This is a genomic window from Paractinoplanes tereljensis, from assembly GCF_016862435.1.
Taxonomy (GTDB): Bacteria; Actinomycetota; Actinomycetes; order Mycobacteriales; family Micromonosporaceae; genus Actinoplanes; species Actinoplanes tereljensis.
Genome location: NZ_BOMY01000041.1, coordinates 370530 through 388104 on the forward strand (window position 1 = coordinate 370530; position 17575 = coordinate 388104).

Here is a 17575-nt window from a genome sequence, read left to right on the forward strand (position 1 = left end):
GCGTCATGAAATTAGATCGAGTTCGATTCACTGGTCAATCCCGCTCCAGGACGCCCTGACGACCTGTTTCCGGCCTGGCCGCGAGGAAGATCCGCAGGCCCGATGCCGTACGCCCGGCTGACCGCGTAGCCGTTTGGACGATGCCATATCACCCGAACGGCCCCCCATGTCGAGCCGTCCGGTCAGGGGGACCCGCAACGCCGCAAGTTCCGCCTTCACTCGGCAAATTCCCCGAACCCGGGACCGGTCAGAAATTGAGGGTCCTCGATCAAGTCAAGGGGTTGACATGCGTCAATGTTACATCTAGCTTTCGAAAACATAGCCGACATCACCGAAACTTCCGGGAGCGCGCGTTGACCCAGCCGAGGCCGGAAGCGGGACGCCGCACGTGGCGGGCCGCGGTGCGGCGCGACTGGCAGCTCTACTCGCTGGCCGTACTCCCCCTGCTGTTCTTTGTGGTCTTCCGGTATTTGCCGATGCTCGGCAACGTGATCGCCTTCCGGCGGTACTCCCCCGGCGGCGACGTCCTCGGCGAGTACTGGGTCGGGCTGCGGTACTTCAAGATGTTCCTGAACGACCCCTCGTTCTGGCAGGTCTTCGCGAACACCCTGATCATCGGCGGGCTCACCCTGCTGTTCTGCTTCCCGCTGCCGATCGTGCTCGCCCTGCTGCTCAACGAGGTGCGCACCCGCTGGCTCAAGGGCTTCGTGCAGACCATCTCGTACCTGCCACACTTCCTGTCGATCGTGGTGGTGGCCGGCATCGTGCTGCAGGTCGTCTCGGTGGACGGGGTGGTCAACCAGGGGCTGACCGCGGTGGGGCACGACGCGATCTCGTTCATCCAGGAGCCCGGCTGGTTCCGCACCATCTACGTCTCGTCCGAGGTGTGGCAGACCGTCGGCTGGGGCACGATCCTCTACCTGGCCGCGCTCACCACCATCGACGCCGACCTCTACCAGGCGGCCCTGGTGGACGGCGCGAACCGGTGGCGGCAGACCTGGCACGTGACCCTGCCCGGCATCCGGCCGACCATGATGACGCTGCTGGTGCTCAACATCGGCACGTTCCTGGCGGTCGGGTTCGAGAAGATCCTGCTGCTGGCCAACCCGCTGACCTACCCGACCGCGGACGTCATCTCGACGTACCTGTACCGGGTCGGCATCGTCTCGGGCAGCTTCAGCTACGCCGCCGCGATCGGCCTGTTCGAATCGGTGATCGGGCTGGTCCTGGTGCTCGGCGCGAACCGGCTCTCCCGCCGCCTGGTGGGGACGAGCCTGTGGTGACCCGTGGTTACCGCGTCTTCCAGGTGGTCAACGCGATTGTCCTCACCGTGGTCGTGGTGGTCACTCTCTTCCCGTTCGTCAACATCGTGGCCCGGTCGTTCAGCGGCGAGCAGGAGATCCGGTCGGGCCGGGTCAGCCTGATCCCGCGGGGCTTCAACATCGAGACCTACCGGCACGTCATGTCCGACTCGATGTTCTGGACGAACTACCGCAACACCGTGCTCTACACGGTCGTGGCGACGGCCGTCTCGATCGTGCTGACCACCTGCTACGCGTACGTCCTGTCGAAGCGCCAGTTGAAGGGCCGCGGCCTGCTGATCGGCATCGCGATCTTCACGATGTTCTTCAACGGCGGCCTGATCCCCAACTACGTGCTGGTCAGCTCGCTCGGGCTGCGCAACACGCTGTGGGCGATCGTGCTGCCGAACGCGATAAACGTCTTCAACCTGCTGGTGATGAAGGCGTTCTTCGAGAGCCTGCCGGTCGAGCTGGAGGAGGCGGCCGCGGTTGACGGGGCGTCGCAGTACGGCACGCTCTGGCGGATCGTGCTGCCGCTGTCCAAGGCGATCCTGGCCACGATGCTGCTGTTCTACGCGGTCTCGTTCTGGAACTCGTGGTTCGCCGGATTTCTGTACCTGGACCGGCAGGAGCTCTTCCCGGTCACCGTCTATCTCCGCAACCTCATCGCCGGTGCCACCGCCGGCGTCGACCAGACCGCCACGAGCGATTCCGCGCTGCAGATCGCGGCCAGCATCCAGGCCGTGACCATCGTGCTCACCATGCTCCCGATCATGCTCGTCTATCCCTTCATCCAGCGGTACTTCGTCTCCGGCGTGATGCTCGGCGCCGTGAAGGGCTAGGCCCGTCCCCCACATTGGAGTTCCCCCCCATGGCTCAGCTATCCCGACGGCAACTACTGGCCGCGGCCGGTGCCGCCACCGTCGTCACGCTCGCCGGCTGCGACGACGGCGACGGTTCCGGATCCACCGACGTGAACGACAAGAAGGCCGGTTCGATGGACGGCTTCAAGGTCGGCGACCAGTTCAAGGCGACCGAGCCGCTCAAGTTCTCGATCATGATGCTCAGCAACCAGAACTACCCGTTCAAGGCGGACTGGCCGATGCTTGTCGAGCTGGGCAAGCGCACCAACGTCTCGTTCGAGCCGACCGCGGTGCCGGGCAGCGATTACAACCAGAAGGTCAGCGTTGTGGTGAGCGCCGGCAACGCCCCGCAGATCATCCCGAAGACGTACCACCCGGCCGAGGAGGCGTTCATCGCCGGCGGCGCGATCCTCCCGGTCAGCGATTACGTCCACCTGATGCCGCACTTCACCGAGAAGGTGCAGCGCTGGAACCTGCAGGGCAACCTGGCGGCGATCAGTCAGCAGGACGGGAAGTACTACCTGCTGCCCGGCCTGCACGAGGCGGTCTGGCAGGACTACTCGCTGGGCGTGCGCACCGACATCCTGGAGAAGCACGGCCTGGCGGTGCCGGCCACCTGGGACGAGCTGACCACCACCCTGCGCGGGCTGAAGAAGGCGTACCCCGACCAGTATCCGTTCTCCGACCGGTGGAGCACGCAGAAACCCGGCCCGGGCGCCAACAACCTGTTCGGCCTGCTGGCCGCGGCCTACGGCACGTACGCCGGCTGGACCTACCAGACCGCCTACTGGGACGGCGGCGCCGGAAAGTTCGTCCTCAGCGGCGCGATGGACCAGTACCGCCAGGTCGTGCAGTACCTGCAGACCCTGGTCAGCGAGAAGCTGATGGACCCGGAAAGCTTCACCCAGACCGACGACGCGGCCCGGCAGAAGTTCGCCTCCGGCAAGTCGTTCGTGCTCAGCGTCAACGCGCAGACCGTGGTCAACGAGGCCCGCCTGGACCTGGAGAAGGTCCCGGGTGCCAAGGTGGTGAAGATCCCGCTGCCGACCGGTCCGCTGGGCGCGACGCTGTCCGGCGAATCTCGGCTGGAGAACGGCATCATGCTCGGCAAGAAGGCCCTGGAGAGCAAGAACTTCGTCGCGATGCTGCAGTTCATCGACTGGCTCTGGTACTCCGATGCCGGGCTGATGTTCAGCAAGTGGGGCATCGAGGGCGACACCTACACCGGCAGCGTCGAGGACGGCTCGTTCAAGCTCAACCCGCAGATCAAGTGGGCCGGCCTGAACCCGTCGGCGCCCAAGAACCTGCAGGTGGACTACGGATTCTTCAACGGCGTCTTCGCGTACGGCGGAAGCACCAAGATTTTGAATTCGCAGTTCTCCGACGAGGAGAAGGCGTTCCAGGCCGAGATGAACAAGCGGACGACCCGCGAGGTGGGGCCGCCGCACCCGTTCAGCCCGGAGGAGCGCGAACAGGCCGGCCTCTGGGAGGCGGCCATCGCCGACCACGTCAATCAATCGACGCTGGCCTTCATCCTGGGCAAGCGGCCGCTGTCCGAATGGGACAAGTACGTCGCCGAGCTGAACGCCAAGGGCGGCGACAAGTACATCGAGCTGGCCAACAAGGCGTACGCCCGGTTCAAGGAGAAGAAGTGAATTGATCGTCGCGCTCGGCCGGGTCGCCTCGCTCGTCCACACCCTGCTCGTGGTCGAGCTGCTCCTGCTGCTCACCGGGGCGCCCGGCCTGGTCGTGCTGGTGCTGCTCGACCGGGACGCCAGCAACATCCCGCTCGTTGCGGCCTGCGCGATCCCGGTCGGGCCGGCGCTGTCCGCCGCGCTCTACGCGCTGCGGTGGCGCAGCGACGACCCGGCCGACCTCGCACCGGCGCGGGCGTTTCGGCGCGGCTATCGGCGGAACGCGGCCGGGGTGCTCAAGCTGTGGGTGCCGTGGCTGGCCTGGATGGCCGTGCTCGGGCTGAATCTCGGGCACGGCTGGTGGCCGATCCCGGTCGCCGCGGTGGCCCTGGTGGCCACCCTGTGGCAGGCGAACGCCCTGGTCATCGCGTCGCTGTTCACGTTCCGCACCCGGGACACGGCCCGGCTGGCCGCCTATTTCCTGCTCCGCACGGCGCTGGGCACGGCCGGCCTGCTGGCGCTGGCCGTGCTGGTCGTCGTGCTCTGGTCCGAGGCCGTGCTGGCCCTGGCGGCCGCGGGCTTCGCCGCGATGCTGCTGCGGACCGCCGGGCCGTTGCGCGCCGAGATCGAGGAGAAATTCGTTCAATGACCAAGCTGCGGTACGGCGGGGACTACAACCCGGAGCAGTGGCCGGAGCAGGTGTGGGACGACGACTACCGGCTGTTCGAGGCGGCCGGGATCGACACGCTCACCGTCGGCGTCTTCACCTGGGCGCTCACCCAGCCCGCCGCGGACACCTACGACTTCACCGTGCTCGACCGGATCGTCGAGCGGGCTGCCGCTGAGGGCCGGTCGGTCGTCCTGGCCACCGGCACCGGCGCGCACCCGGCCTGGCTGGCCCGGGCGCATCCCGAGGTGACCCGGGTCGACTTCGAGGGCCGCCGGCACCGCTTCGGCCAGCGGCACAACTCCTGCCCGAGCTCGCCGGTCTTCCGCCGGCTGTCCACCGAGATGGCCCGGCGGCTGGCCCAGCGGTACGCCCGGAACCCGGCGATCGTCGTCTGGCACGTCGGCAACGAGTTCGGCGGCGCCTGCTACTGCGAGCACTGCGCGGCCGCCTTCCGGCTCTGGCTCCGCGACCGGTACGGCTCGCTGGACCGGCTCAACGAGGCCTGGTACACCACGTTCTGGTCGCACACCTTCACCGCGTGGGACGAGATCGAGCCGCCGTCCGCGCTCACCGAGCATTGGCACGGGCCCGACCACACCGCGTTCCAGGGCATCACCCTCGACTACCTGCGGTTCATGTCGGAGGCCATGCTCGCCAACTTCCGCGATGAAAAAGCGGCAATCCGAGAATCCGACCCGGGTACGCCGGTGACCACCAATTTCATGGGCGCGTACCGGCCGATCGACTATCACCGCTGGGCCGCCGACCTCGATCTCGTCGCCTGGGACTGCTATCCGCCCGACGACGAGCACCCGGAGTGGATGGCGTTCACCCACGACCTGATGCGCGGGATCAAGGGCGGGCGGCCGTTCTGGCTGATGGAACAGACCCCCAGCGTGACCGCCAGCCGGGACGTCAACCCGCTGAAACGGCCCGGGGTTCTGCGGCTGTGGAGCTGGCAGGCGGTGGCGCACGGCGCGGACGCGGTGCTGTTCTTCCAGATGCGGGCCGGGCGCGGCGCCTGCGAGAAGTACCACGGCGCGGTCATCGGGCATTCCGGCCGCGACGACACCCGGGTGTTCCGCGAGGTGGCCGCGCTCGGTGCCGAGCTGGCCCGGGCCGGTGACGCGGTGCTCGGCGGCCGGACGCCGGCCCGGGTGGCGATCCTGTTCGACTGGGACAGCTGGTGGGCCCTGGAGATCTCGGACGGGCCGTCCCGGCTGGTGCGCTACCAGGAGGTGGTGCGTGCGTACCACCGCGCGGTGTGGGCGGCCGGCGCAAGCGTCGACGTGGTCCCGGTGACCGCCGACCTCGCGCCGTACGACGTGGTGATCGCGCCGGTCCTGCACATGGTCAAGGGTGATCTGGCCGGCCGGCTCGAGGACGTCGCCCGGCGTGGTGGCACGGTGCTGACGACGTTCCTGTCCGGCCGGGTCGACGAGGACGACAACGCGTTCCTGGCCGACGTGCCCGGCCCGCTCGGCGACCTGATGGGCATCCGGGTCGACGAGTGGGACGCCCGGCCGGCCGAGGTGGTCAACCCGGTCGACTTCGGCGACCTCACGGCGGCCGGCCGCCTGGTGTTCGAGATCGTCATCCCGCGCGGGGCCGAAGTGGTGGCGACCTATCGGAACGACTTCTACGCCGGGACGCCCGCGGTGACCCGGAACGCCTTCGGGGCCGGCGAGGGCTGGTACGTGGCGACCGCGCTCGACCAGGACGGCGTCGACCGGGTGGTGGGCCGGGTGCTGGACCGGCACGGGCTGCGCGGGCCCTACCCGGGGGTTGAGGCCGTCCAGCGGGGGCGCGCTACGTTCCTGCTGAACCACGGGGCCGAGCCGGTCTCGGTGACGGCGCACGCCGATGCGTCCGAGCTCCTCACCGGGGTCTCGGTGCGGCGCGGCGATCCGCTTCTCCTGGCCCCGCGCGACGTGCTGATCCTGGTTCAGTAGATGCGGCGGCCCCTCGCGTCCGGCACCCCGGACTTGCGGAAGAAGTACGTGTTGACCTGGTCCCGCCACTCCTCGGCCGACCGCACCTGCTCGTCGAGCAGTTCGCGGACCCGCTCGTACTTGGCCGGCGGCACGGTGCCGGCCAGGCCGGCCCAGCGTTCGCGCATCTCGGCGGCCTCGCGCGCACCGGCGAAGTGCGTGTCGTAGATGTGCTGGATGACGGTGACCCCGCTGCTCAGCACATGCTGGTACGGCAGGTGGTGGAAGAACAGGGCGAGTTCGTCGGGACACTCGTCCGGCGACTCGTAGATCTTCGCCCACGGCTTCGGGTAGAGGCCGGCGCAGCCGGTGCCGGTGGCCACCGTCCGGTCCACGCCGACGCCGTCCCGGTCGGCGTGGTGGTAGGTGCCCCACGGCGTGTACTCGTAGCCGTCGACGTCCGGGCCGTAGTGGTGGCCCGGCCGCACCATGAACCCCACGCCGAGCGGGGCGGTGTACCGCTCGTACGTCCGCCAGGAATCGTCCATGATCGCGTGCAGCGCGTCGTGCAGCCGCCGGGGCGCCCCGGGGAAGGTGAGCCCGGCCCACTCGTCGAGCAGCGCCGCCGGATCCAGCCCCGGTTCCCAGGCCAGCCGGCCGAACGCGTACAGGTTGGCCTGGGCGAGGGGGTGCCCGGTCCAGAACGGGTCGTCGCCGACGTTGGCGACGGCCACGAACTCGGCGGCGCTGTCGGCCACCGCCGGTCCGTGCGCCCCGCGCAGCAGCTCGCTCCACATCGGAGCCAGGTAGCAGACGTGCCGCTGCTGGCCGGTGTATTCCTGGGTGACCTGGAACTCCACCCCGATCCGGGTGTCCGGCATGGCGGCGATCAGCGGCGACACCGGCTCCCGCGCCTGGAAGTCCAGCGGGCCGTGCTTGACCTGCAGGACGACGTTGTCCCGGAAGGTGCCGTCGTGCGGGGTGAAGTGGTCGTGGGCGGCGCGGGCCCGGTCGACGCCGCGGTCCCGCCAGTCCTGCCGGTGGTTGTAGACGAAGGCCCGCCAGTGCACGACCCCGCCGTGCCGGGCCAGGGCGTCCGCGAGCATGTTCGCCCCGTCGGCGTGCGACCGGCCGTAGGTGAACGGGCCGGGCTGCCCCTCGGAGTCGGCCTTCACCAGGTAGCCACCGAAGTCGGGGATGGTCGCGTACACGTCCACGGTGGTGCTCTCCCACCAGGCCCGCACCCGCCGGTCGAGGGGGTCGGCGGTGCTCATGCCGTGCAGCACCGGCGCCGCGAACGACACCGCGAGGTGGGTGCGGATGCCGTAGTGGCGGAACACCCCGGCCAGCTCGGCCACCTCGCCGAGCCGGTCGGTGAGCAGCCGCGCTTCGGTGGCGTGCACGTTGACGTTGTTCAGGGCGACCGCGTTGATGCCGCAGGCGGCCAGCAACCTGGCGTACGCGGTGACCCGGGCCAAGTCCCGCCGGGGCTCGCCGGCCCGCCAGAACAGCGAACCGCCCGCGTAGCCCCGCTCGACCTGGCCCATCACCGGGTGGACGTCGACGTTGTCCCAGTGGTCGAGCATCCGCCGCGGCACCGCCGGCCGGAACACGCCGGTGGCCGGTGAGTCGTCCGACCGCAGCAGGTGGAACAGCCCGTACAGCAGGCCGTGCGGTTGCCCGGCCCGCAGCACGGTGCACGTTTCGTCACCGCTCAGCTCGTAGCCCTCACCGCCGAGGGACCCGTCGCCGCCGAGGCTCATCTCGAGGTCGCAGGGATCCCCGCCAGTCCCCCGGACCACTTCGCCGCCGAACCGCGCGCAGGCCTGCCGCAGTTCGTCGACCACGGTGTCCACCAGCAGTCCGTGACCGGTCACCCGGATGCGGCGGCTGCCGATCGCCCGCCATGCCCGCGCCGGCAGCCAGGCCGCATCGATCACCGGTCGCAGGTCAGGGTGAGATCACCGGTCGGTGTGCTGGTCGCGACCAGCATGCCGAAGGTGGTCGAGCCGCCGGGCGGCAGCGTCGCGTTGTAGGAGGCGTTGCCGACCGTGACGCCGGTGGTGGAGTCCAGCGGCACCGCGTTCCACATCGTCTGGATCCGCTCGTCGCCGGCCCACCGCCAGGAGACCCGCCAGCCGGTCAGCGCCTCGGCCGCCACGTTGCGCACGGTGACCGTGGCGACGAAGCCGCCGCTCCAGGTGCTGCCGATCTGGGCGGTGGCGGCGCAGACCGGCACCGCCGCGGTCCGCACCGACGGGAACAGGTAGGGATCGTGCTTGCCGTCGGCACTGAACCGCAGCCAGTACTCGGTGCCGGGGGCCAGCCCGTCCAGGGTCACCTGCCCGTTACGTTCCGGCCCGGACACCGCCTCGGCCACCGGATTCAGCCACTGCTGGGCGTCCGCTTGGCTGGCGAACAGAGTGACGGTGACCGGCGGGTTGTAGCCGCAGGGCGGAGTGAGGATCATCGAGTAACTGATCGTCACGCTGGTGGTGGTCACCGCGGTCGCCCGGCCGCTGATCGGCAGCGCCGGCGGGCAGGTCAGCGTCGGCGCGGGCGTCGGGTCGAGCGACGGGGCGGCCGTGGCCGGCGTCGCGGCGGCGACACCGGCCAGGGTCAGGGCGGCACCGGCGAGGAGAACGCTGAACCTGTGCGACATCTGCCGGATGTTACGGACGCGTTTCGTAACATTCAAGCCTGTCGAAGTATTCAGAAGGCCACAGGAAGTCAGCAGCAAGTTGTCCGGTTGTTCAAAGCCGGCGCACAGAAGATGGCCCCATGATGCACTCCCGGTCCGCTCGTCCGCCGCTCTCCCGCCGGACGATCGCCCGCCTGGTCCAGCTGGCCGGCCTGTTCGACGTCGTCACCGCGATCGCGCCGCCCCGGCACGGCCGGATGGCCACCCTGATGGAGTTCGTCCCGGCTGCCGGGGTGCTCTCGGCCCGGGCCGGCACCGTGGTGGTCGGGCTCCTGCTGATCTACCTGGGCGCCGGCCTGCGCCGGGGCAAGCGCCGGGCCTGGCAGGTGACCGTCGCCCTGGCCGCCCTCTCTATCGCGTTGCACCTGGTCAAGGGCCTCGACTACGGCGCCGCCGGAATAACCGCGATCCTGCTGGTCATGCTACTGGCCACCCGGGACCGGTTCACCGCGGTCGCCGACCCGGAGAACCGCTGGCGGGCCCTCACCGCCCTGCTCGGGTTCGCCGGGGCCGGCTTCCTGCTCGGCTTCCTGGAGGTGGCGATCCGGGCCAACCGGCTGGTCGGCGCGCCGGGCGTGGCCGACTGGGCCCGGGAGGCGGCGCTCGGCCTGGTCGGCCTGGACGGGCCGGTCGAGTTCCGCTACCGCTTCGGCGCCGACGCCGTCGCCTGGACCACCGGGGCGTGCGGGCTGCTCGCGGTCGGGGTGGCGCTGGTGATCCTGCTGCGGCCGGGTGCGCATCGGCCGCAGCGCGACGGCGACGGTGAGGTGCGCCTGCGGGAGCTCCTCGCCCGGTACGGCGGGGCCGACTCGCTCGGCTATTTCGCGCTGCGGGCCGACAAGGCGCTGTGCTGGGCGCCGAACCGGGCCGCCGTGGTCGCCTACCGGGTGGTCAACGGGGTGAGCCTGGCGGCCGGTGACCCGATCGGGCCGGAGTCGGCCTGGCCCGACGCGATCGGCGCCTGGCTGGCCGACGCCGAGCGGCACGGGTGGACTCCGGCGGTGCTGGGCTGTGGAAACCGGGCCGGTAGGGCGTACCGGAAGATGGGTTTGGATGTTGTTGAACTCGGCGACGAAGCAATCGTGGACACCGGCGGGTTCGCGCTGAACGGCCGGCCGATGCGCGGGGTGCGGCAGGCGGTCAACCGGATGCGGCGGGCCGGGTACACGTGTCGCGTCGCCCGGCAGCGCGACCTCAGCCCGGGTGAACTGGCCGGGGCGATCGCGGCCGCCGACCTGTTCCGGGACGGGCCGGTCGAGCGCGGCTTCTCGATGGCGCTGTCCCGGCTCGGCGACCCGGGCGACGCGGACTGCCTGCTCGTGCTCTGCCGCGACGAGCACGCGGCGCTGCGCGGGGTGCTGCAGTTCGTGCCGTGGGGTGCCGACGGGCTGTCGCTCGATCTGATGCGTGGCGACCGCACCGCCGACAACGGTCTCACCGAGCTGATGATCGCCACGGCTCTCGAAGAGGCGGCTTCCCTCGGCGTACGCCGGGTGTCGTTGAATTTCGCGGTTTTGCGGTCGGTCTTCGCCCGGGCCGAGGAACTCGGCGCCGGACCGGTCCTGCGGCTCTGGCACCGGCTGCTGAAGGTCGCATCGCGGCTGTGGCAGATCGAGTCGCTGTACCGGTCGAACGCGAAGTACCAGCCGGCCTGGGAACCGCGCTACCTGTGCTTCCCGACCGCCCGCGACCTGCCGCGGATCGCGGTCGCGGCGCTGACCGCCGAGGCCTTCCTGCCCGAGCCTCGACTGCCGGGCCTGCGCCGACCCGCTGTGGTGCCGGCATGAGGCTCACCGGCCTTCCGCTGATCCTGCTGGCGACGGCCACCTTCGCCGCGATCGGTGCGGTCACGGTGTGGCGGTGGTCGCGCGCCTGGATCGCGGCCCGGGTCGCCGGGGTGCTGCTGCTGGAGGCGTCCCTGGTGGTCGCGGTCGGGCTGGTGGTCAACCGGCACGAGCAGTTCTATCCGTCCTGGGCGGCCTTGCGCGGCGAGACCGGCACGGTCGCGGTGGCCGCACCGGTCGCGGCCGGCCGGTTGGACGAACTGACCGCCACGTCGTTTCGGTGGCGGCCCGCCGAGCTCGCCCGGTGGCACCTGGCCGCGGCGCCACTTGTCGTCCTCCCGGCCGACTACCGCGCCCGGCCCGGGGTCGAGTTCCCGGTCGTGCTGTCGTTCGGGGCGGCGGTTCCGCGCACCCCGTCGGCGGTGACCGTGACCGTCGCGCCCACCGCTCGCACCGAACTGTCCGGCCTGCCCGCCGCTCTCCGGAAGGACCTGCGGGTCACCGCCACCGGCTGGGACCTGGTCGGCGGCGGCCGGCTCGGCGACGCGTTCGTCGCCGCCGGCATCGGCGTCCGCGACCGCTCCCCCGCCGACCTGCCGCCGGCCCTGGCCGCCCCACTCCGGCTGCCGACGCGATGATCATCGGTCTGGCTCTGGCCACGGTGGTCGCCACCGCCGTGCTGCTCGCCGCCCTCTGGGGCCGACTGCGCCCGATCGGCCGCTCGGCACTGATCCTGGCCGCCGCGCTCAGCGTCGTCGGCACCGCCACGGTGCAGGTCAACGAGCTGGTCCAGGCCTATCCGACCGGCGGCGGCACGCCCGCCGCCGCCAGCTCCGGCAGCCTCCTGCTCACCGTCTCGGTGCCGGGCCGTCTCACCCTTCCGATGTACGTCTACCTACCGGCCGCCTACCGCACCGGGCACGGCCGGTTCCCGGTGATCGAGGCCCTGCACGGTTACCCCGGCTCGCCGCAGACCTGGCTGCGCCGGCTGCACGTGCAGAGCTACCTGGACACCGAGATCGCGGCCGGCCGGATGGCCCCCACCGTCGTGCTGTTCCCGTGGCAGACCCCGAAACGGCTGCTCGACACCGAATGCACCAACCTGCGCGACGGCCCGCAGGCCGAGACGTACCTGACCGTTGACGTGCCGGCCTTCGCCCGCGCCCACTACCGGGTCCGCACCGACCGGGCCGGCTGGGGCCTGACCGGCTACTCGGCCGGCGCGTTCTGCGCGACCAACCTGGCGCTGCGGCACCCCGGCGAGTACGCGGCGGCGGCCTCGCTGGCCGGTTACGCCTCCCCCGGCATCACCATCGGCGACGGCTCGGAGAAGACCCTGAACAACCCCGGCTGGCGGCTGCGTCACCTGCCCCAGCCGCCGATCGCCCTGTGGCTGGGCTGGGCCGGCGACGACCGGCACTCGGCCCGCGACTCCCGGCACCTGGCCGCCCTGGCGCACGCACCGCTGACGGTGACCACCGCGGTGGTGGCCCACGGCGGTCACAGCGACGCGGTCTGGACCCGGATGGAGCCCCCGTCCTTCGACTGGCTCTCCGCCCATCTGGCCCGGCCTACTTAGGCGGAGATCTCGGCGTATGTCAGCCAGCGCTCCCGGGGTGACAGCCGCAGCCGCACCTTGCTCGGATCGACCCGGCCGAGCGCCGGCAGCCACTCCCGGATGCGCAGCTGGGCCGCCTCGGTGGCGTCGGCCAGCAGGCGCTGCACGGTCTCGTGGTCGCGGTGTTCCTGGGAGAGCATCACGATCAGCTTGGCCCGGCCGCGCACCACGTCACCCCGGCACAGCCGCGACTGGGCGTAGGCGATGTCGCACCGGCGGGTGTGCGGTTGCAGCGCGGCCTGCACCTCGGCCAGCAGCGCCGGGGTGTCGACGGTGCGGTGCGGAAGCTGCCACCACAGCCAGATCGGGTACGGCACCCGGCCGGTCGTGGTGGCCCCGGTCTGCTGGCTCGACGGTGGGTAGCTGCAGCGCATGGCCGGGCTCAGCGCCACCTTCCAGTCGTCGATCGGGCTGTCGCCGGGCTCGTCGCCGCGGCCCGGACTCAGTCTCGACAGCGCGTCGAGCCAGCCGCCGGTCCACTGCTGGGACTCCGCCGGAGCGTCGGCGGCGACCGGCAGCACCAGGTTGATGAACGTGGTGCGGCGCATGCTGGAGATCGAGGCGGCCAGCACCCCGACGCCCCGTTCCCGCAACGCGGCCACCGCCGCCGCGGTCGTCCCGGTGCGGGACGGGCCGATGACGCTCGCGATGACCGCCCGGCGCGGGGTGACCGCGGACGCCTCCGGGAACAACCGGTTGCGGGCCTGCCGGTAGCGCTCCCGATCGAACCCGCGAATGGTGAACCAGTCACCGCGTACCCGATTGAGCCGTTGATCGTCGAGTTTGAGGCCGAAGCCGTATTCCTCGGCCAGCGCGGCCAGCTCCGTCTCGAAGTCCAGCCGGGCATCGGACATCTTGGGGTCGACCCCGATGGAGAACCGCAGGCAGGGTCCGATCGCGTCGCGCAGCCGTTCGTTGGACCCGTCGCCGCGCTCGGCCTTGTAGCTCAGCGGGACCGGGGCGACCGGCGTGTGCAGGTGCAGCACCGGCGCGTCCCGCTCGGCGGCCAGGGCGGTGAGCTTCTCGATGATCAGCGCCTGCATCAGCGCCTCCCGGTAGGTCGGCGACCAGTGGGTGTTGCCCAGGGTGATCAGGACCTCGACCTTGCGGGTGGACTGGTTGAGGAAGCCGGGGTTCGGCACGGCATGCCCGGAGTACGAGTACGTGTCCTGCGGCCCGGCGTGCTCCACCGGGTCGATCTGCACCCGGCCGCTGAACGCCGAGTTCACCGACGGCCAGGTGGACGTCGACACCGACAGCCCGGCCGCCGAGAAGTGGCAGAAGTCGGTCGGCCAGTCGCTCGGGTCCTCCTTGTCCGGGTCGGCGCTGATGACCGAGATCGGCAGCGAGCCGTACCCGTGGGTCAGGGTGAACTGCGCCGAGGACGAGTAGTTACCGGCCGCTTCGGCCGCTATCCGGGCCAGCTCCGACGACTTGGTGGAGTTCGCGGGCAGGGTCACCTCACACCTCGCCACGTGCGTCGAAGAAGTCGTCCGGCTCGACCGGGCGCTGGCCGGCCCGGCGCGCGTCGCGGAGCCAGCGGGGCACCCGGGTCGACCGCGGCACCGAGCTGCTGCGGTGGATCCGCCGGGCGTAGAACTCGCACAGGCAGCAGACCAGGATGACGATCAGGGCCGCCAGCGCGACCTGGAACAGCCTGGTCATCTCGCGGTCCGACTGCACCGTGCCGACGGCGATGGCCAGGGCGGTGGTCACCGCGACCGAGGCGGCGGCCAGCATCCGCTGGAACTTGTGCAGCTGACCCAGTACCGATTTGGTGCTGGGCAGGTCGAGCCGGGCCAGCAGCAGGCCGGGCACGAGCAGGAGCACCGCGACGACGGCGTCGGCCTGGGCCGGCACGAAGTTCGCGGACACCGCCGACGAGTACAGCCAGGCGACCCCGCCGGACAGCAGCGTCCCGATCGCCAGCACCACCAGGGCCAGGCCGGCCACCATCCGGGTGATGTTCTCGATCAGGGCCGGCGCCTCGTCGGCGAGAGCCATGAAGGCGAAGACCCGGACCGGTTCGGTGGACTGCGGGCTGAGCTCGACCGAGGGCCGGCGCCAATGGGCGTGGGCGCCGTGTTCCCGGGGGTCGTTGTCGGTGGTGACGTCCCGGCCCACCTGCGCGGCACGCAGCCCGGCCGCGATGTTCAGCAGGGCCGGCCCGGCCAGCCCGCTGCGGGCCAGGTGCTGCATCCGGTCGGCGGCGTAGTGCGCGCAGAACGCGGCGAGCACGTCGAGCGAGCAGTCCCCGGCGGACAGCGCCGCGATGACCTGGTCGGCGGTCAGCCGGGGCGGCGGGGGCACCGAGCCGGGGCCGACCGGAATCGGCAGGCGGGCCAGGTAGGCCTCGTAACTGGCCAGGTCGACCAGCCGCCGCCGGCCCAGCTCGGCCAGCCGCGACGCGATGCCCTGCATCTCCAGCTCGAGCAGCTTGTGGTGGTCGCCCAGCCGTTCCGCGCGCCGGGCCACCGACTCCAGGTCCTGGGCGAGGACCTCGACGAACTCCTCGTCGACGTCGCTGGCCATCAGGAACCGCCGGACGCTGATCTCCTGCCGGACCTCCAGCGTCAGGTGGTACGCCTTGACCGAGCGCGGGATCTCGGTTTCGTACTCCACCACGAACTCGCGGTTGACCGGCAGCACGTTCTTCGCGAGGGTCTGCAGCGGCGCCGGCCGGTGCTGGGCCGGCAGCAGCGGCGCCTCCCAGCTCAGAAACCGGCGCGGCCGGTCCAGGCCGAGCTGCGCAACCAGGATGTACTGCCGGGTGGCCAGCTGCAGCAGCCGGGCGAACGGAATCAGCAACCGGTCTCCGCCGGCATCCGGAAAAAGAGCATCAAGACCAAGAAGCGCCAGATCCCGTACGGGGTGGGAGGTGCCCGGCAGGTCGGCGTGGTCGAGTGGCGTGTGCATCCGCGGCCCGACCGGCGACCCGACCATGACCAGCTCGGTGATCGCGGCCTCGATCAGCCACCGCGACCGCTGATGGGTGTGCCGCAGCTGGTGGATCGGGCCGGCCTGGTCGGAGACGTCGTCGTGCGCGCTGATCAGCATGAAGAGCAACTTCACGAAGGCGGCGGCGGTGACCCGGTTGGCGTCCCGGTGCGAGAGCCGCGGCACCACCTCACCGTTGGAGTCCCGGATGACCGCCGGCGCCAGGTCCCGCCGGCTGTACCGGGACACCGGCACCCACAGCGCCGCGTCCCCCGGCACCATCAGCGTGTCCCGCAGCCGCCCGGAGATCAGGTCGAGGTCGACGTCGACGCTGATCACCCGGCTCATGTGCCCGCGATCCATCAGAGTCAGATGCTCGGACAGCCGCGGCAGATGGTCGAGCCGGAACGACAGGTCCATCAGGGCCAGCCCGAGCGCCGCCTCCCGGCTGGGAAACGTCATCGGCGCGGTAGGCACCGGAAGCGCGCGAACCAGCGTCCGCAGATGGTCCAGCGGGCCGTTACCCGCCCGCTCGGCGACCGCGGACTGCCCCCGGAGATGCACGGTCATGCGGTGCTCCTTCGCATTCGCTGCCATCCTTGCCGTATCACGGCGACCGGCGGCTGATGTGTCGTCATCACGACTGCGGCTACACTCCGCGGCCATGAACGCTTCTCCCGCCTCCGCCAGCCCGCTCGACGAGGCCCTGGCGCTGTTGCGGGACGGCCGGGTGGTGAACGCCGAGGAGCTGATGAAGCGGGCCGTGCGACGGGCCGCCGAGCAGCACGGTGAGCACAGCGCCGCCTGGGCGTCCGCCCAGTCGGACATGGGCAACCTGCTGCTGCGGGCCCAGCAGCCGGCCTGGGCGGCCGAGTGCTTCCGGGCCGCGGCGTCGGTGCCGCCCGGCGACGACCGGGCGGGCTGGCTCGGTTACCAGCTCAACCTCGGGATCGCGCTGGCGCTGACCGACCGGCTCGACGAGGCCGCCCGGGTGCTGTGGGAGTCGCGGGCCGGCCGGCTGGAGCACTACGGCGCCGACCACGTGGGTTACGCGGCCGGTCTGGAACCGGTCGCCGACATCCTGCTGCGGCTCGGCGACCTCGCGGGCGCGCAGGCGGCGATCGACGAGGCGCTGCCGATCTTCCTGGCCGCCGGCCACCAGCGGATCGCCGGCTCGGTCGCGCTGCGCGGGGTCATCCGCCAGGCCGCAAAGGTGGAGGGGCCGCTGTTCGACGGGCTCAAGGAGCTGCCCGAGCACGTCGTGGAGCAGGTCGCCACGATCGCCGCGACCCGGGCCCGGCAGGGTCTCGACCCGGAGGCCGGCTATCTGCTGGTCGCGCACCTGGCCAACGCCCTGCGCGAGCGGCTCGGCCCGGACCACGCGGCCACCATCGAGGCGTACACCGCGATGGCCGTGCAGGCTGTCGACCGGGGCGACCACAACGGCCGGATCGCCGCCCTGCGGCGGATCCTGGCCGCCTACGACCGCCAGGACCGGGCCGAGGAGGGCCTGGCCGCCGCGCTCGCCATCGCCGAGGCCCTGGGCGCGGCCGGCGACACCGAGAAGAGCCTCCTGCGGTACGAGGATGCCGCCGCCCGGGCCACCCGGATCGGCCGGGCCGACCTGGTCAGCCAGGCGCTGTTCGACTGGGGTCTGGCCCTGCAGGCCCTCGACCGGCCCGCCGAGGCCGCCGAGCGGCTCGGTGCGGCGGCCGACGCCGCGCGGGTCGGCGACGACCCGGAGGCGCTCGGGCACATCGCCGCCGTCTACGGCATCTGCCTGCAGCATCTGGGCCGGCCGGCCGAGGCCCGCGCGGCCCTCGAGGAGTGCCTGTCGGTCCTGCCGCCCCGCGACGACGCCGCCGGAGCGGCTCGCGCCCACCTGGTCGCCCTGCTCGACGAGCAGGAGTGCGACTGTGCCCGGCTACGGGCCGAGGTCGAGCAGGGGTACCGCGACTTCGTGCTGGCCCAGATGCCCGACGGCCTGCTCGAGCGGTTCGACGTCCGCATCGGGGGCGGCGATTTCACCATCGACTTCGAGCTTCAGCGGGTGCTGACCGAGGACGAGGCGCGCCAGTTCGACGACATCGTGCAGGCCGGCCGCACCGAGTTCAGCCGGCGGATGGCCGGCTGAAC

At 71.3% G+C, this 17575-nt stretch carries 13 protein-coding genes; 9 read left to right on the plus strand and 4 right to left on the minus strand.

What is annotated here, in order from left to right; genetic code table 11:
• The first annotated feature begins 353 nt into the window (after positions 1-353).
• The 5 genes from Ate02nite_RS32175 to Ate02nite_RS32195 are packed head-to-tail and all read left to right on the plus strand — an operon-like array spanning position 354 to position 6420.
• Entirely contained in the window at positions 354-1283 is a 930-nt protein-coding gene (locus tag Ate02nite_RS32175; RefSeq protein WP_203811608.1) for an ABC transporter permease, read from the plus strand.
• Entirely contained in the window at positions 1280-2143 is an 864-nt protein-coding gene (locus Ate02nite_RS32180) for a carbohydrate ABC transporter permease (protein WP_239147851.1), read from the plus strand. The genes Ate02nite_RS32175 and Ate02nite_RS32180 overlap by 4 nt, the downstream gene beginning before the upstream one ends.
• A 29-nt stretch (positions 2144-2172) precedes the next feature.
• On the plus strand, positions 2173-3819 hold the full coding sequence (locus Ate02nite_RS32185) for an ABC transporter substrate-binding protein (RefSeq protein ID WP_203811609.1): 1647 nt from the start codon (positions 2173-2175) through the stop codon (positions 3817-3819).
• A gap of 1 nt (position 3820) precedes the next feature.
• The gene (locus Ate02nite_RS32190; protein ID WP_203811610.1) at positions 3821-4447 is read left to right on the plus strand and encodes a hypothetical protein; all 627 of its coding nucleotides are present in this window, start codon (positions 3821-3823) and stop codon (positions 4445-4447) included.
• Positions 4444-6420, plus strand: coding sequence for a beta-galactosidase (locus Ate02nite_RS32195; RefSeq protein ID WP_203811611.1), 1977 nt, complete (start codon positions 4444-4446; stop codon positions 6418-6420). The genes Ate02nite_RS32190 and Ate02nite_RS32195 overlap by 4 nt, the downstream gene beginning before the upstream one ends.
• On the opposite strand, the gene Ate02nite_RS32200 is transcribed toward Ate02nite_RS32195, so the two are convergent.
• Positions 6414-8339 (minus strand): alpha-glucuronidase, encoded by a 1926-nt coding sequence (locus Ate02nite_RS32200; protein ID WP_239147852.1) that lies wholly within the window; start codon positions 8337-8339, stop codon positions 6414-6416. The two genes, Ate02nite_RS32195 and Ate02nite_RS32200, sit on opposite strands and share 7 nt — an antisense overlap.
• Positions 8336-9061, minus strand: a complete 726-nt coding sequence (locus Ate02nite_RS32205) for a cellulose binding domain-containing protein (protein WP_203811612.1) — start codon at positions 9059-9061, stop codon at positions 8336-8338. Before Ate02nite_RS32205 ends, Ate02nite_RS32200 begins: the two co-directional genes overlap by 4 nt.
• A 119-nt stretch (positions 9062-9180) precedes the next feature.
• Between Ate02nite_RS32205 and Ate02nite_RS32210 the strand changes: the two genes are divergently transcribed.
• Genes Ate02nite_RS32210 through Ate02nite_RS32220 form a run of 3 tightly spaced genes read left to right on the plus strand, consistent with a single transcriptional unit; the run spans position 9181 to position 12463 of the window.
• The gene (locus Ate02nite_RS32210) at positions 9181-10887 is read left to right on the plus strand and encodes a phosphatidylglycerol lysyltransferase domain-containing protein (protein WP_203811613.1); all 1707 of its coding nucleotides are present in this window, start codon (positions 9181-9183) and stop codon (positions 10885-10887) included.
• Positions 10884-11522, plus strand: a complete 639-nt coding sequence (locus Ate02nite_RS32215) for a hypothetical protein (RefSeq protein ID WP_203811614.1) — start codon at positions 10884-10886, stop codon at positions 11520-11522. Before Ate02nite_RS32210 ends, Ate02nite_RS32215 begins: the two co-directional genes overlap by 4 nt.
• Entirely contained in the window at positions 11519-12463 is a 945-nt protein-coding gene (locus Ate02nite_RS32220; protein ID WP_203811615.1) for an alpha/beta hydrolase, read from the plus strand. The genes Ate02nite_RS32215 and Ate02nite_RS32220 overlap by 4 nt, the downstream gene beginning before the upstream one ends.
• Here Ate02nite_RS32220 and Ate02nite_RS32225 read toward each other — a convergent pair.
• Positions 12460-13962, minus strand: coding sequence for a hypothetical protein (locus Ate02nite_RS32225; RefSeq protein WP_203811616.1), 1503 nt, complete (start codon positions 13960-13962; stop codon positions 12460-12462). The two genes, Ate02nite_RS32220 and Ate02nite_RS32225, sit on opposite strands and share 4 nt — an antisense overlap.
• Before the next feature lies 1 nt (position 13963).
• Positions 13964-16009 (minus strand): hypothetical protein, encoded by a 2046-nt coding sequence (locus Ate02nite_RS32230; RefSeq protein ID WP_203811617.1) that lies wholly within the window; start codon positions 16007-16009, stop codon positions 13964-13966.
• 94 nt (positions 16010-16103) lie between these two features.
• On the opposite strand from Ate02nite_RS32230, the gene Ate02nite_RS32235 reads away from it, so the two are divergent.
• Complete coding sequence (locus Ate02nite_RS32235) at positions 16104-17573, plus strand: tetratricopeptide repeat protein (RefSeq protein WP_203811618.1); 1470 nt, start codon at positions 16104-16106, stop codon at positions 17571-17573.
• Positions 17574-17575: the final 2 nt, after the last annotated feature.